The sequence below is a fragment of the Herminiimonas sp. NPDC097707 genome (genome assembly GCF_044761395.1).
In the GTDB taxonomy this organism is placed as follows: domain Bacteria; phylum Pseudomonadota; class Gammaproteobacteria; order Burkholderiales; family Burkholderiaceae_D; genus Oxalicibacterium.
Window position 1 is genome coordinate 2,041,557 of the sequence record NZ_JBIWCI010000001.1, and the last position, 14,970, is coordinate 2,056,526.

At 54.5% G+C, this 14,970-nt stretch carries 17 protein-coding genes; 9 read left to right on the plus strand and 8 right to left on the minus strand.

The features are described from left to right. Complete coding sequence (coxB, locus tag ACIQW9_RS09855) at positions 1 to 1,161, minus strand: cytochrome c oxidase subunit II (RefSeq protein WP_402336053.1); 1,161 nt, start codon at positions 1,159 to 1,161, stop codon at positions 1 to 3. A 438-nt stretch (positions 1,162 to 1,599) separates the two neighbouring features. After that, positions 1,600 to 2,559 (minus strand): methyltransferase domain-containing protein, encoded by a 960-nt coding sequence (locus tag ACIQW9_RS09860; RefSeq protein ID WP_402336056.1) that lies wholly within the window; start codon positions 2,557 to 2,559, stop codon positions 1,600 to 1,602. 40 nt (positions 2,560 to 2,599) lie between these two features. Between ACIQW9_RS09860 and ACIQW9_RS09865 the strand changes: the two genes are divergently transcribed. The 3 genes from ACIQW9_RS09865 to ACIQW9_RS09875 all read left to right on the plus strand — a co-directional run bounded on the left by ACIQW9_RS09865 (position 2,600) and on the right by ACIQW9_RS09875 (position 4,515). After that, on the plus strand, positions 2,600 to 3,343 hold the full coding sequence (locus ACIQW9_RS09865) for a phosphoribosyltransferase family protein (protein ID WP_402336059.1): 744 nt from the start codon (positions 2,600 to 2,602) through the stop codon (positions 3,341 to 3,343). A 93-nt stretch (positions 3,344 to 3,436) separates the two neighbouring features. Beyond that, on the plus strand, positions 3,437 to 3,919 hold the full coding sequence (gene trmL, locus ACIQW9_RS09870) for a tRNA (uridine(34)/cytosine(34)/5-carboxymethylaminomethyluridine(34)-2'-O)-methyltransferase TrmL (RefSeq protein ID WP_402336063.1): 483 nt from the start codon (positions 3,437 to 3,439) through the stop codon (positions 3,917 to 3,919). A 104-nt stretch (positions 3,920 to 4,023) separates the two neighbouring features. Further along, a complete protein-coding gene (locus tag ACIQW9_RS09875; RefSeq protein ID WP_402337979.1) occupies positions 4,024 to 4,515 on the plus strand; it encodes a copper chaperone PCu(A)C in 492 nt (163 codons plus the stop codon). A gap of 56 nt (positions 4,516 to 4,571) precedes the next feature. On the opposite strand, the gene ACIQW9_RS09880 is transcribed toward ACIQW9_RS09875, so the two are convergent. Further along, a complete protein-coding gene (locus ACIQW9_RS09880; protein ID WP_402336065.1) occupies positions 4,572 to 5,030 on the minus strand; it encodes a DUF411 domain-containing protein in 459 nt (152 codons plus the stop codon). Between the two features lie 112 nt (positions 5,031 to 5,142). Next, positions 5,143 to 5,997 carry a ferritin-like domain-containing protein gene (locus tag ACIQW9_RS09885; protein ID WP_402336068.1) on the minus strand — a complete coding sequence of 285 codons (855 nt, stop codon included), beginning with the start codon at positions 5,995 to 5,997 and terminating at the stop codon, positions 5,143 to 5,145. 281 nt (positions 5,998 to 6,278) lie between these two features. Between ACIQW9_RS09885 and ACIQW9_RS09890 the strand changes: the two genes are divergently transcribed. Further along, positions 6,279 to 6,860, plus strand: a complete 582-nt coding sequence (locus tag ACIQW9_RS09890) for a glutathione peroxidase (RefSeq protein WP_402336071.1) — start codon at positions 6,279 to 6,281, stop codon at positions 6,858 to 6,860. A gap of 60 nt (positions 6,861 to 6,920) precedes the next feature. On the opposite strand, the gene ACIQW9_RS09895 is transcribed toward ACIQW9_RS09890, so the two are convergent. After that, complete coding sequence (locus ACIQW9_RS09895) at positions 6,921 to 7,499, minus strand: DNA-3-methyladenine glycosylase (protein WP_402336074.1); 579 nt, start codon at positions 7,497 to 7,499, stop codon at positions 6,921 to 6,923. A gap of 273 nt (positions 7,500 to 7,772) precedes the next feature. On the opposite strand from ACIQW9_RS09895, the gene ACIQW9_RS09900 reads away from it, so the two are divergent. The 3 genes from ACIQW9_RS09900 to ACIQW9_RS09910 all read left to right on the plus strand — a co-directional run bounded on the left by ACIQW9_RS09900 (position 7,773) and on the right by ACIQW9_RS09910 (position 10,670). After that, a complete protein-coding gene (locus tag ACIQW9_RS09900; protein WP_402337981.1) occupies positions 7,773 to 8,462 on the plus strand; it encodes a response regulator transcription factor in 690 nt (229 codons plus the stop codon). After that, positions 8,449 to 9,699: an ATP-binding protein gene (locus ACIQW9_RS09905; RefSeq protein ID WP_402336077.1), complete on the plus strand. Its 1,251-nt coding sequence runs from the start codon at positions 8,449 to 8,451 to the stop codon at positions 9,697 to 9,699. Before ACIQW9_RS09900 ends, ACIQW9_RS09905 begins: the two co-directional genes overlap by 14 nt. 257 nt (positions 9,700 to 9,956) lie before the next feature. Next, positions 9,957 to 10,670 (plus strand): TerC family protein, encoded by a 714-nt coding sequence (locus tag ACIQW9_RS09910; protein WP_402336079.1) that lies wholly within the window; start codon positions 9,957 to 9,959, stop codon positions 10,668 to 10,670. 113 nt (positions 10,671 to 10,783) lie between these two features. Here the strand turns inward: ACIQW9_RS09910 and ACIQW9_RS09915 are convergent, their stop codons facing one another. Beyond that, complete coding sequence (locus tag ACIQW9_RS09915; protein ID WP_402336082.1) at positions 10,784 to 11,191, minus strand: hypothetical protein; 408 nt, start codon at positions 11,189 to 11,191, stop codon at positions 10,784 to 10,786. A gap of 158 nt (positions 11,192 to 11,349) precedes the next feature. On the opposite strand from ACIQW9_RS09915, the gene ACIQW9_RS09920 reads away from it, so the two are divergent. Continuing rightward, positions 11,350 to 11,787 (plus strand): ProQ/FINO family protein, encoded by a 438-nt coding sequence (locus tag ACIQW9_RS09920; RefSeq protein WP_402336084.1) that lies wholly within the window; start codon positions 11,350 to 11,352, stop codon positions 11,785 to 11,787. Between the two features lie 51 nt (positions 11,788 to 11,838). Here ACIQW9_RS09920 and ACIQW9_RS09925 read toward each other — a convergent pair whose 3' ends face one another. Further along, positions 11,839 to 12,633 (minus strand): sulfite exporter TauE/SafE family protein, encoded by a 795-nt coding sequence (locus tag ACIQW9_RS09925; protein WP_402336086.1) that lies wholly within the window; start codon positions 12,631 to 12,633, stop codon positions 11,839 to 11,841. Positions 12,634 to 13,056: 423 nt separating this feature from the next. Here ACIQW9_RS09925 and ACIQW9_RS09930 point away from each other — a divergent pair, with 423 nt between their 5' ends. After that, positions 13,057 to 14,307: an MFS transporter gene (locus ACIQW9_RS09930; RefSeq protein WP_402336087.1), complete on the plus strand. Its 1,251-nt coding sequence runs from the start codon at positions 13,057 to 13,059 to the stop codon at positions 14,305 to 14,307. Positions 14,308 to 14,315: 8 nt separating this feature from the next. Here the strand turns inward: ACIQW9_RS09930 and ACIQW9_RS09935 are convergent, their stop codons facing one another. Next, positions 14,316 to 14,891, minus strand: a complete 576-nt coding sequence (locus ACIQW9_RS09935) for a PhaM family polyhydroxyalkanoate granule multifunctional regulatory protein (RefSeq protein WP_402336090.1) — start codon at positions 14,889 to 14,891, stop codon at positions 14,316 to 14,318. Positions 14,892 to 14,970: the final 79 nt, after the last annotated feature.

Below are 14,970 nucleotides of genomic sequence, written 5' to 3' on the forward strand. Positions count from 1 at the left end.
TTACTTGCGCGCAGCCAGCACTTCAGCCGGTTGAACAATGTTTTCCGCAGCCTTGTTGGACCAGTGATTGCGGGTATAGGTAATCACTGCTGCAATTTCGGTATCCGACAATACAGGCTTCCAGGCCGGCATGGCGCCCTTGCCTTCCATCACCATATGGATATTGGCCGCTTTCGGTCCGGTGACGATAGGCGAAGCATCCAGCGCAGGGAAACTGCCTGGCACACCTTTGCCGTTTGCCTGATGGCAGGCGATACAGTTGGCGGTATAAACTTTTTCGCCGCGCTGTACCAGCTCATCCACCGTCCATGTCTTGTTAGGATCGTCTGCATTGGCAGCCATTTCCTTTTTCTTGCCATCGACCCAGATCTTGTAATCTTCATCGCTGACGACGTTAACTACGATAGGCATGAAGGCGTGATCCTTGCCGCACAATTCCGCGCACTGACCGCGGTAGGTGCCGATTTTCTCGGCCTTGAACCATGTATCGCGCACAAAACCAGGGATCGCATCCTGCTTGACGCCGAACGATGGAATCATCCACGAGTGGATAACGTCGTTTGCAGTCAGGACGATACGAATTTTTTTGTTGACTGGAACCACAACCGGATTATCGACTTCAATCAGATAATTTTCGTTTTTGGTCAGCGTCGGATCGGTAATTTGTTCGCGCGGTGTAGCCAGATTGGACAGGAAGCCGATGCCCTGACCTTCGCCTGCCAGGTAGTCATAGCCCCATTTCCATTGCATGCCGGTGGCTTTAATGGTGATGTCCGCATTCGACGTATCCTTCATCGCCACCACGGTTTTGGTTGCCGGCAGCGCCATGCCGATAACGATCAGGAACGGGACAACAGTCCATGCGATTTCAACAGCAGTACTTTCGTGGAAAGTCGCCGATTTATGGCCGACCGATTTACGATGCTTGACGATCGAATAGAACATCACACCGAAAACGGCGAGGAAAATCACCAGACAGATAACCAGCAACAGCGTATGCAACGAATAGATCTGTTCAGCGATCTGTGTCACAGGTTGATGGAAATTCAGCTGACGTACTGCCGGGCCGCCCGGGCTATCAGTCACCGCCCACGACGGCAAACCTGCCGTCAGGAGCGACGCACCGAGCATCAAAGATTGAAGGCGCTTCGCATGTTTCATGATTTCCTCAAAAGCCCAAATTAAGAATTCTGTTTAACTGCCGGGCCCACCGCCTGCCCCAGCTCCTGACGCAGCTCTTGAATGAACATGCGCCTCTTGTATTCCGTAAGGAATACCCCACTTCAATATCGTGTAGCTGACAATTCCCTGACCATCGATCGATTGCACCGTACCAACCGGGGCCATCCAAAGTCAAGTCCGATACTTCATCGGCCGAGCACGCTGACGCAAATCGCGCTCACGCAAAACCGTCGAAGTATAAGTCGGAAAGGGCGGTGTTATCAAGTATAAAAACAAATGACAACATCCGCGCCCTGCAAGGCTTTCGGCGTTCTTCTTCAGATCAAATGCAGCAAGTGCGCAGCTTTTTGCGATCTGTCACACAAAATATCTGGGAATTACACGATACAAAAATCGATATCATTTGTGTAAGCATCTTTATTTTCTGGGCAAGTCAAAGCGCACTATCGATTCACCGCTCGCTCTCGTCTTCGGTGCCGGACGGAAAGCATGGCCATAAATAACTTCAAACGTCAGCGGAATTTTTCCATCCGCCTGGCGACTTTGCTCCAGCACCTGCACTACCCGCTGCCAGGCGCGCCTGCCTAACAAGCCCCGGCGCCGGGTGTCCAGCGGATTGCCGCCCCAGGCGCGCACATCATCCATCAACTTTTCGACTGAGCCATAGGTGACCGTCAGCGTTTCCATATCCATCACCGGCGTCGAAAAGCCTGCGTTGACCAGCATGTCGCCAAAATCATGCATATCGACAAAGGGCAATGCATGCGGCGCGCTATCGGCAACGGCAAAGGCTGCGCGCAACTCCTTGAAGGTATCGGGGCCGAAACAGGAAAACATCAGCAAGCCGTCCTGCCGCAATACGCGCCGCCATTCGGCAAACACGCGGTCAGGCTGCGGATGCCAGTGCAAGGCCAGATTCGACCACACCAGATCGACCGCATTCATGCCCAACGGTAATTGTGCGAAATTACCACACAGCATACTGGCCGCAGGATCTTTGCCCTTCCCTATCCCAGCCGGCAACCATTGCTGCAACAAGCGGTTCATTGTCGAGAGCGCGGCCATCTGTGCCTGCATGGCCGCAGCCAGCATCGCGGGAGCAGCATCGAGACCCAGCATGGCCGCCTTTGGAAAGTGCTTCTGCAAAGTCGCCAGGTCCGCGCCTTCGCCGCAACCCGCATCCAGCACGTATTGCGGCGCAATCCTGACCAATGCCAGGCGTTCATGCATTCTGGCCGCCACTTCGCGGCGCAGGAAGTTCGATTCAACTATGCGAGCAGGATTGTCGAACAGGCTGCGTACACGGTTCAAATCTATGGGTGCACTCAGCTTGGAATCAGGAGGGGAAGACACGGGAGGGGAAGGGTTCAGTGACATAATGCAGGCAAGTTTACACGCATGAGAGCGGAGCTGCGCGATGCTGTATCGTTTTTTCGATTGGTCTCGTCATTTCATTCGGTGTCTGCCGACCGCCCTTCCATCGTCGTGCGCATTGTGCGGCTTCAGTAGCAGACAGGCATTGTGCGATGACTGCGAGCAGCGCTTCTTCAATCAAACTCCACTGCGTTGCCATCAATGTGCATCCCCGCTTCCGCATACCGGTGCGCCGATACAACGTTGCGGCGCCTGTCTTGGCGATCCGCCAGCCTTCGACGCCACCATCGTGGCCGGCGATTACGCCGCACCTGTCGATCACCTGGTGCTGGCCCTCAAATTCGGCAACCGGCTGGCGCTGGCGCCGCTGTTTGCGAGCATGTTGCGCGATGCGATATTGCGTGAACCAGCCTTCGCCATGCCCGCCTTGCTGACCGCCGTACCGCTGGGTGAAAAAAGACTGAGCGAACGCGGCTTCAACCAGGCGCTGGAAATCGCCAAGCCCTTGGCGCGGGCGATTGCCATACCGCTGGCGCCGCAATTGCTGGAACGTACGCGCGACACGCTGATGCAATCGATGCTGCATCCAGCCGAACGTCATCGCAACATGCGTCATGCATTTGTCTTGCCGGCCAATGCCGACGTACTTGTGCGGGGACGGCATATAGGCGTCGTCGATGATGTGATGACCACTGGTGTCACCCTGAACGAAATCGCCGCCACGCTGAAACGTCATGGCGCAGTGCGCGTCACCAATCTTGTCTTCGCACGCACGCCGCCGAAGTAAAGTCGCCTGCAATCAGATTAAAATGCGCGCTCTGCTGTTGTAATACTGCGATACCGCAATGTACTGGCGCACCGCCAGCCGAGGAGAATTGTCTTGTTTCACGTTGTACTGGTCGAACCTGAAATCCCGCCGAATACCGGCAATATCATCCGCCTGTGCGCCAATACAGGGGCGCAATTGCATCTGGTCGAACCGTTGGGTTTTCCACTGGACGATGCCAAGATGCGCCGTGCCGGCCTCGACTATCACGATTACGCGCAGATGAAGGTGCACCGCGACTGGCAGGCATTTCTCGACTCGTTTCCGGTCGATCAGCCCTTGAACCCAACCCGCATGTTTGCGCTGACCACGCATGGCTCCACACCCTTTGCCGGCCTGGCATTTCAGCCCGGCGATATCTTTGTCTTCGGCTCCGAAACCAAAGGACTGGCTCCCGCACTGCGCGAATCTTTCCCGTCCGCACAGCGTATACGCCTGCCGATGCGACCGGACAATCGCAGCCTGAACCTGTCGAATACCGTCGCCGTAGTGGTCTACGAAGCATGGCGGCAAAACGGTTTTTCCGGCGGGCAGTAAATACTTGCCGGGTTTAAGCTACAGTCATGCCAAAGCGCAGCTCGTCGTATTTTTTCATTCACGCCGGCATCGATGAGATGCCACATTCCATGTCGAAGGATTCCATGAATTTACGCTCACTTTCTCTCGCGACTTTGGCGCTACTGCTCAGTTCCGCTGCGCTTGCGCATGATTATCGCGCGGGCGACATCCGCATCGAGCATCCTTATGCGCGCGCCACGGTTGCCGGCCAAACCAGCGGCAGCGCGTATCTCACAATGGAAAACACTGGCAGGCAAAGCGACACCTTGATTGCAGTGCAATCACCGGCCGCCAAATCAGCAGAAATCCATACGATGTCGATGACCGCCGATCACGTGATGCGCATGCGCGAAGTGGACAGCATCGAGTTGAAAGCGCAGGAAGTAGTGAAAATGCAGCCGGGCGACGGTTATCACATCATGCTAATAAGCTTGACGGCGCCGCTCAAAGCAGGCGACAAGCTGCCGCTGACGTTGACATTCAGAAAGGCCGGAAAAGTTAACGTTACCGTCGCAGTGGAAGCCGGCAAGAACAGCGCGGCTGAAGCAAAGCGCGACGAGCATCACCAGCACTGATAAAAACGGATGGCAATGAAGAATGAGAAAAGGACGTTTTTAAACGTCCTTTTTATTTATTTCGCTGCGTAATGCCGATACACCTTGTATTTTCCATTCGCCTGGAACAACAACACATCATAGGCATCGGCGGGCTGACCTGGCATCTCCATTCCAGGCGAACCCATGGGCATGCCCGGTACAGCCAAACCCCTGGCCTTTGGTTTTTCCGCCAGCATGCGCTTGATATCGCTGGCCGGCACATGGCCTTCCAGCGCATATCCGCCTACTACCCCCGTATGACAACTGCCGAATGATGCAGGCACACCGAATTTTGCACGGTACGGTGCAGTATCCTGCACGTTGTGTGCATTCACCTTGAAGCCATTGGTGCGCAAATGGTCTATCCAATCCGTACAGCAGCCGCAAGTTGGCGTTTTATACACCTCGATGACCGGCTGGCCGGTTTTGGCAAAGCTGATTGCAGGCAGTGCGCCGAGCAGAGCCACAGCACGCAGCAAGGTACGTCGTTGCATTATTTTCTCCCGATGAATGATCTTGCACCGCAACGATTTTGCATCGGAACGGCGATGGCAGGCAAATAAAAAGCCGCAATTGCTTGCGGCTTTCTTTAATGAACCAGCGAACTCAGGCCGGTTGCGCTTGCGTTGCCGCTATGCGCGTCACGATTTCCTTGCGATAGCGGTTCAACTCCTGCACCGAACCAAAAGTGCGCTCGAATAGCAGCGACATATTGTGCAGAATGCGATCGACCACTTTCTTTTCCCACTCGCCATCAAACTTGATCTGACCATCGAGCCAGCGTTCCAGCCATTCCGGATCAGGCAAACGCGATTGCACCGTATCGTTCGGGAACAGGGACTGGTTCACATGCAGATTGGTTGGGTGCAAAGGCTTTTCAGTGCGGCGTGCCGAAGCCATCAATACACCGATCTTGGCAAATGCAGCACGGGCGCTGTCACCGACTTCAATCAATGCTTTTTTCATGTAGCGCAGATAGGCTCCACCGTGGCGCGCTTCATCCTGGCTGATGATTTTGTAGATCTGCTTGATGACAGGTTCGGTATGCCATTCGGATGCACAGCGATACCAGTGATTCAGGCGAATTTCGCCGCAGAAGTGCATCATCAATGTTTCCAGCGCGGGCGCAGGATCGAACTCGAAACGCACATTGTGCAATTCCTCTTCAGTCGGCACAAACTCCGGTTTGAAGCGACGCAAATACTCCATCAACACCAGCGAATGCTTCTGCTCTTCAAAAAACCACACCGACATGAACGCGCAAAAATCGCTATCGTCGCGATTATCACGCAGGAACATTTCTGTTGCGGGCAAGGCCGACCATTCCGTAATCGCATTCATGCGTATGGTTTGCGCCTGCTCATCAGTGAGCTTGGAACCGTCAAACTGATCCCATGGAATATCGGTTTCCATGTTCCAGCGAACCTGCTCTAAGGATTTAAACAATTCTGGGTACAGCATACGCGCCTTAAAAATTGAGTTAAGTGCTTGATTCTACCAAGAAATTCATCATTTACCCAGTCAAAGGCCATGACAAATCTGGTAACAGTACTGTTTAATGCAGCAGATTTTATTTTCTGCAGATCAATAAACAGTCCTCATGCCACAGCCACACTGCGCAAACAATGAAATGCAGGGAAGAATCAAACAGAAAATATAAAGAGCCGGCGCTGCATAGCGCCCATGACAAATATTCCTTCTTGGTGCAAGATGGGGGCATTCACTGCAACATCAACCATCAGATGAAAAAATCACTCTTCACACTGGTGTGCGGTGCGCTGCTGACGGTCTGCTTCAGCACTGCACATACCGCATCCGCACAAACTGCTGCGCCGGCCGCCTGCCCCGCCACCTTGAATCATGTCGTCCCGCGCCTGCAGGATGAAGCCCCACAAAATCTTTGCCAGTACGCGGGCAAAGTCGTTTTAGTGGTCAACACGGCCAGCTATTGCGGCTTTACGGTTCAATATGAAGGCCTGGAACAGCTGTATGCGAAATACCAGCCGCAAGGCTTGGTTGTGCTGGGTTTTGCATCCAACGATTTTGGCCAGCAGGAGCCGGGCGCGAACAAGGAGATTGCCGAGTTTTGCAAGAATACCTATGGCGTGAAATTTCCGATGCTTGCCAAATCCTCTGTCATCGGCCCAAACAGCAATCCCGTTTATCAATCGCTGATGAAAGCCGGCGCAAAGCCGCCACAATGGAATTTTCACAAGATCCTGCTGGGGCGCGACGGCAAGGTGGTTGCAAGCTATCCGTCAAAAATAACGCCTGACGATAAAAAACTGATTGCCGATCTGGAACAGGCACTGGCGAAAAAATAAGCGTTACTGAATAGCCAGACTCCAGCCTTCACGGGAGTCCGGCAGAGAGCGGATAACGATTCACTTCCCCTTGCGGCTGAACGGCCGACTCACAAAACGCGACCCGGCCAAACCGAAGCGCCACGGCACCTCGACCGCCTTCGAAATTCCAATACGCGGGCCACTCACTACCGATACCGGCTCCGTCGCCGGCAGCAGCTGGAACGGCGGCGCATCCAGCGGCGCCCCATTGAGTTGATGCGTCACACCCAGCGCCTGACATAAACGTCCGGGCCCGGAACACAGCAAACGTACATCGTCCACACCGCGCCGCTGACGCATGATATCCATGCCTGTCGTCGGCTCAAGCGCGCGTATCAATACTCCGGCACCGTGGCCTTCTTCGCAGCAAACGAAATTCATGCACCAGTGCACGCCGTACGAACGATAAACATAAGCGTGCGCAGGTGGACCGAACATGGAAGCATTGCGCGGCGTCTGCCCGCCGAAACAGTGCGACGCCGGGTCGGTGAAATCGTACGCTTCCGTTTCGACTATGCGGCCGCCCACACCATCAATCAAGACCGTTACGCCGATCAAGCGGCGTGCCAGTTCAGATGAGGGAGAGGTAAAATCAAGGGCGGCGAAAACGGCATTCATGGTATCGATTATCAGGGAAAATCCGAATTGATGCAGCGCAAGCCATGCTTGCGGCACCCCTTACTCGAACAATAAACATCCGTCTTGACAAGCGCCAGCAAGCCGCTGCGTCCAAGATAGGCAATACAACATTGCGCCCGCACAGGCATAATAACGTTGCTTATTTAATCGGCCAGCCTCAATCAAGGCCGGCCTCCGGACATCACGCTGTGTGTTTTTCCAGCAGTAATCAAACATTAGAGAGGCAACAGGCGAACCATCGCCTCCATGACCATGCGCATTCTGATTATTGAAGACAATGCCGATATTGTCGCAAACCTATATGCATTTCTTGAGCCGCGCGGCTACGTGCTCGATTGCGCCGCCAACGGATACGCGGGCTTTGCCCTAGCGGCACAACATGAGTACGACGCAGTCATCCTCGACATCAAGTTGCCCGGCATAGACGGCCTGACGCTATGCCGCAAGATGCGCGATGAATTGCAAAACGATACGCCCGTGCTGATGCTGACCGCACGCGATACGCTGGACGACAAAGTCGCCGGCTTTGACAGCGGCGCGGATGATTATCTGGTCAAACCATTTTCACTGCTCGAAGTGGAAGTCCGCCTGAAAGCCCTGATACGCCGCGCACGCGGTAAAAATCAGGGTACGAATTTCCTCAGCGTCGGCGATCTGGTATTCGATACTTCGACGTATCAGGTCAAACGCGATGGCATGCCGATCACGCTGACCAAGACCGGCTTCAAGATCCTGGGCTGCCTGATGAAGGAAGCACCCAAAGTCGTTTCGCGCGAAACGCTGGAACTGGAAGTCTGGGGCGATCATCCACCCGACAGCGATGCCTTGCGCACGCACATCCATGCACTGCGACAGGCACTGGACAAAGCACATCCGTTTGCCATGCTGCGTACGGTTCAAGGCATAGGCTACCGCCTGGTCGGTTCGGATGAAGCGCTCTAGTTCGCTACGACGACGCATCGTCGTCGCCTACCTTTTTTTTGCGCTGGCAATCTGCACTTTCTTTGGCGTCGTTGCCGCCGTTGCCATCGAGGGCACGGAAGATTTACTGGTTGATGAACATTTACGCAGCATTGCCGCCTGGGCCTCACCCCGCCATGCAAGCGGCATGCCGGTGGAGATGCCGCACGATGTAAGTTTTTATCACAGCACGGCCATTCCATCCGACTTGCGCGACTTGCCGCTGGGTGTCGCAAAAAAGAATTTTGAAGGAAAAACCGTTCATCTTCTGGTTGGCGAAGACGATGCCGGCATCTACGTGGTGGTCGATCGCGCCAGTGAATACAAAAACATCGAACATGTGATTTACGCCATGATCATGGCCGGCTTTCTCGGCTTTGCGGCGCTATCGCTGTTTCTCGGCAGCTTTATTGCGCGCGGCTTCGTCGATCCAATTATTGAACTGGCAGCAGCAGTCAGCAAGAAAGGCTGCCATACCGATTTGCCGCTACTGAACAGCCGCGACGAACTGGGCGTACTGGCGCGCGCTTTCGCCGCCCATACTGCCGAGCTGCAGCAATTCCTGGCGCGTGAGCGCTTTTTTACCGGCGATGTCAGCCACGAATTACGCACCCCGCTGACCATCATCACCGGCGCCGCCGAACTCTTGCTAGAACAGACTGCGACGCAAGCGGCGCTGCATGCGCCAGCAGACCGCATCCTGCGCGCGGCCAAGGAAGCAAACGAGTGCGTTGAAATATTGCTGCAACTGGCACGTGCACCCGACCAGATCAATCGGCCGGAAACATCCGTCGCGGCCGTCATTCACGCCGAGATCGCACGCTGCCAGCATTTTATTGAAGGCAAGCCGGTTACGCTGCATTTTGAAGAAGGCGAAGACTTTCTGGTGACTGCACGCAAGGAGCTGCTCACGGCAGCAATCGGCAATCTGATCCGCAACGCCTGTCAATACACCGAGCAAGGTTCCGTCACCGTCAGAATCGCCGCTCGCACGGTGATCGTTGAGGATACCGGCCCCGGCTTGCCGGCATCGATACAGGCACACCTGCAAAACAAGAATTTATCCAAGCCCCTGGTAGGGTCTGCAGGCACGGGACTGGGCCTCGCTTTGGTCATGCGCATCTGCGAATATCTCGACGCAAAATTAATCGTAGAAAATAATCCAAAAATTGGCAGTAATTTCCGAATTGTTTTTAAGGCAATTTTAACGGAAACGTAACATATATTTCACATCTTATTAAGTTCCTCAGCGTTAACCTTCGGCTATGCAGTGGAGCCACCTTGCCTAGGCAATTCAACTCCTTCCAGCGGTTTTTGAGTTGTTTTATCTTGAACCACAGACATTTCGTTTTTAACGCAATGTCGCGCATATGAATACGTAGTGGCCAAAAAAGATTTTTCAGATTTTTCTGATAATCGACAACAACATGGTCATACGTTGACCGCCACATTATCTTAATAAACCTTGAGGAAGACATGGACGTAATAAGCACCGCAGCATTCTGGGCTGCACTCGGCAACATCATTCTGATCAACATCGTACTGTCCGGCGACAACGCGGTCGTCATTGCGCTGGCCGCCAAATCCCTGCCGCCCAAACAAAAGAAGCTGGCTGTAATCTGGGGTAGTGCCGCGGCAATTATCCTGCGTATTGTTTTGACCATCTTTGCATTGCAATTGCTGACCTTGCCATACCTGAAGCTCGTCGGTGGCGTTCTGCTGTTTTATATCGGTGTGCAATTACTGGCGGAAGACGGCGGCGAAGAAAACATCGAAGGCTCGTCCAATCTGTGGAGTGCGATCAAAACGATACTGATCGCCGATCTGGTGATGAGCCTGGACAATGTGCTCGGCGTCGCTGCCGCAGCCAATGGCCACATTGGCTTACTGATCATTGGCTTGGCCATCAGCGTGCCATTGATCGTGTTCGGCAGCACCCTAGTTTTGAAATTGATGGAAAAATTTCCTATCATCATCACCCTGGGCGCCGCATTGCTCGGCTATCTGGCTGGCGAAATGCTGTTCTCCGATACCGCGGTCGTACCCTGGATCGAAGCCAACGTACCGCACCACGAGCTCCACCTGTTCGGCAATACCCATCTGAGCATTCCAGGTTTGGTACTCGCCATCGGCGTTGTCGTCGTCGGCACCTATCTGGGCAAACGTCACCATAAAGCTGCAGCAGCATAATCCCGACTGATGAGCGCCAATCCGGCGCTCATCAGTCTAGTAAAAAGGGCGAACCAGCATGGCCGGTTCGCCCTTTTCTTTTTCTGACAACCCACATAAGGGGCGCTATCGCCCTAATACTTCCGCAGATTGAAGTTATGCTCGACCACCAGCCTAGTAGTCGCAATCAGGCTGCTTAATCCGAATACCAATTGTGTCAGCCTGTCGCCCGGCAAGGCCCATATTTGTGTGTTTGGCACCGCGACCTGCGTCGCCGCTGCAATCAATGGCGCAACCCACTCGGCTTCCGGCGTCACATCCAGCAGCACATCCCCCTCCGCTGTCGTATGCATGAAAATCTCGCCACCTTCGCTCAAACCGAAGCAAATTCCCCAGCCGCTGGCCTTGCTGCTTTTGCCCAATTGCTGGATGGAGCGATTTTGATGATCGATCCACGTTTCTACATCGTAGGTGGTTTTTAATACTATCCAGGGACGTTCAAGCTGCTCGTCCTGATTTTTCTCGCCTTCGTCGACCATCATTCACATCTCATCGAAAAATAAGTAATTCGTGCGCACACTGTACACGTTGCGACCACACTCTTCGGCCGGCCGGCAGATAAAAACTGCACAAAGCGGGCAATCTCGCGCCTTCGTGATATCCTGCGGACCCTAGCTCACCCATTGCTCGACTGCTGTTCATGACGACCGAATCAAGCCCTAATCCGTTTCAATCCGCGCGCATCCTGCTCAAGGAACTTCAAGAGAACTTTCCCGTGTTCGGCGATTTCCTGCCGCTTGCAATCGGCATCGACAAGCAACTGATTGCACTAACGCCTGATGTCAGCCGGAAATCCTTGCGTACTGCGCTCGGCATACACACCAATTCCCTCCGCTATCTGAAGGGCATGGAAAAAGCCACCGTACGTTTCAATCTGGATGGCTCGCACGCCGATGAAGTCACCGATGTGCATCGCACACATGCGACTACGACCCTGAAAGAACGTTTTAAAAAGAATGCCGAACAGCGCAAGGCGCAACGCCTGGCGGAAGAAACCCAGCGCAAGCTGGAAGAAGCAGAACGTCTGCGCGCCGAAAAGCTGAATCAGCTGGCAGAGAAGTTTTCACGCAAGAATTGAGCCCGTTCGTACTGACGCGATCAATGATCGTGTCAGTACGCCAGTCTATCGTTACCAGTAAGTCCACAGCATCTTGGCGGCCAGCACATACAGCAGGCCGGCAAAAATGCGCTTCAATATGGGCACCGGCAATCGCTGCGCCAACCGCGCACCAAACGGTGCCGTGACCACACTGCCACACACAATCCCGACCAGTGCTGTGATGGAAATGAATCCTATTGCATCAGACGGCAAATCAGGCACGCTCCAGCCAGAAATGATGTAGCCGATCGTCCCGACCACCGCCAGCGGAATCCCCATCAAGGCGCCGGTGCCTATGGTTTTCTTCATCGGCACGCCGCACCACAGCATGAAGGGTATCGTCAGGAACGCACCACCGGCAGACACCAGTCCGGCGATGATGCCGATCACCATGCCAACAAGGAACAACGGCCCGGCCGCCGGCAGCGGCCGCGCAGCCTTCGGTTTTTTATTCAGCATGATTTGCGTAGCGCCGAAAAATACGATGACGGCAAAACTCAAGGCCAGATGGCGTTGCGGAATCCAGGCTGAAACCGAGGTAGCCAGCAGGCTGCCTATCACCATGCCCGGCGTCATGCGTTTGACGATATTGAAATCGACTCCATCGAACTTGAGGTGTTCACGCACGCTTGCACCGGAAGTGAATACGATGGATGCCATGCATGTCGCCAGTGCCATGTGCACCACGTGATCCGGCGCAAAATGCTGGGCCGCGAACATGGCTGCAATAATCGGCACCAGCGTCATGCCGCCGCCTATACCGAGCAAACCAGCCAATACGCCGACAAACGCACCGGCCATCACATATGCAAGAAACCATATCATGCATGCACCTCAATGATTGCATCTGCTACTGCTGCACTCAACAACTTCGTCATCATCAATTGCATGCGATCAGCCTTGTTTGGTTTGTTGTCAGGTAAATAAATTGTGCCCTGATGGCATGAAAAAAATATCAGGGCACGGCCTCTACTATACCGATACTCGTCGCCAAAGTTTTTCGAAAAGGAAATATCCCGATGACAATGTCGCCATTCCGCCTTGGACAGGGAGCCTTGCTGAAAACACGTGAGGGGTAATTTGCATGACCTCAGCCGGATTGCCGCCTCCCACGCCCGCCGCCAAAACCCGCTAGACTGGCGGCTGCATCAATCCGGTTTTGTCGAATTGCACAAAAATTCAGATCGGGTTTTACGCATCAAGCAGTCATATCCATTTACCATCGTTATCTTAACCGGCAGACCATCTTTGCATTCCGCATCACCCACACCCGTCGTCAAAAACGAACGCCTGTTTTTGCTGACCATCGCCGGCATACAGTTCACGCATATTCTCGATTTCATGATCATGATGCCACTCGGGCCGCAACTGATTCGGGTCTTGCATATCGATACGCATCAATTTGGCGTATTGCTGTCGTCCTACACGTTTACCGCTGCCGCCTCCGGCTTGCTCGCTGCCTCCTATATCGATCGCTTTGACAGGCGCAAACTGATACTCACGCTGTACGCACTGTTCATCATCGCAACGCTGTGTTGCGGCCTCGCGCCCGACTACACCACACTGTTGATTGCGCGCGCACTGGCCGGCGCGTTCGGCGGCATTCTGGGCGCACTGGTGCAAACCATGGTGGCGGACGTGATTCCATTCGAACGTCGCGGCAAGGCAATGGGGACGGTGATGACGGCATTTTCCATCTCGACTGTGGCGGGCGTACCGCTGGGCTTGCTGCTGGCCTCTTCCTTCCCTGCCATCGGTTGGCGCGCACCCTTCTTTTTCATTGTCTTGCTGGCTACCGGATTCTGGCTCATCGGATACAAATTACTGCCCAGCCTGACCGCGCATCTGCACAGCAACCGGGTCGGCAATATTTTCCAGCAGATTTTCGCGGTAGCGAAGGAACCCAGCCATTTGACTGCGTTTGCGTTTATTGCGTTGCTGATGATGGCCGGCTTTACGGTGATTCCGTATATTGCCTTGTATATGACAACCAACGTCGGCTTGCCGGAAGCATTTATCACCGTGGTCTATCTGTGCGGCGGTGCCGCGACATTCTTCACTTCGCAATTGATCGGCAGGATGTCGGACAAGCACGGCAAACTGAAAATTTTTCGGCGCGTGGCGCTGGCATCCTTCATCCCCTTGCTGATCACGACGCATCTGGTGCCGATTGCATGGTGGCTGGTACTGATCAATTCCACGCTGTTCTTCATCCTCGTGCCGGGCCGCATGGTGCCGGGCATGGCAATGGTGAGCGCGGTGCCGGCGCCGCATGTGCGCGGCACCTTCATGAGTTTGGCATCCTCGGTGCAAATGCTGTCCTCGGGACTGGCGACGCTGGTGGCCGGCTTGATCATGACGCGTGCGCCGGACGGACAAATCGTCCATTACGATACGGTCGGTTATATCGCCGTTGCCTGCGGCATCGCCACCATCTGGATTGCCCGCCATTTGCGCGTAGCCACGCCGACTGCCGCGACCGGCAAGCCGCTCAGCTGATGCACGCCTTACGGTTTGGCGGGCGGTGCGCGCTTCTTGCGCGGCTTCTTGTCCGGTTTTGCCTCTGATGTAGCAGCAGTTTTTTTTGCTGCGGCTGCTGCAGACGGCTTGCCTGAGTGCATGGCCGTTGCCCGGGCCTCTTCCGCCATGACACCGCTCACCGCCTGATTAAATTGTTGCTGCAGTAAATTCCACCAGTCTGCCGATACATGCGCCGCATCGGCCGCATGCGCAGGATGCTCGGCGCCTGTGCCGGCCGGTGGCGCCGAATCTGCATGTGCATCGGCGCCAAACGCTGTTGCTCCCATGGTTTTGCCCATGGCCTGCAAGGTCGAGATCGTCGCCCCCTGTACTTCCAGTGCCTGTATCGTGCCGCGCAGCATATTCATATTCATGTTCAGCCACGATTCCACCGCCTTCAGATCGGCGATCTGCTTGTTGATTTCATCCAGCGACAGGGTCGGCATCACCATGCCGGGAATCCCCGTCGATGCGTGCGCGCCACCCCACATTTTTTTGACGAATTCCAGTGTGTCGGCCATGGCATCGAAGCCGGGAAGATTGGGCATATTGGGCTGTGTCATGTAGCACCTCCAAGGTGGAAAAACTATCTGCAAAAGACGCGACGCAGCGCCATCATTCTCGTTTCCAGCTTAGCAGAGA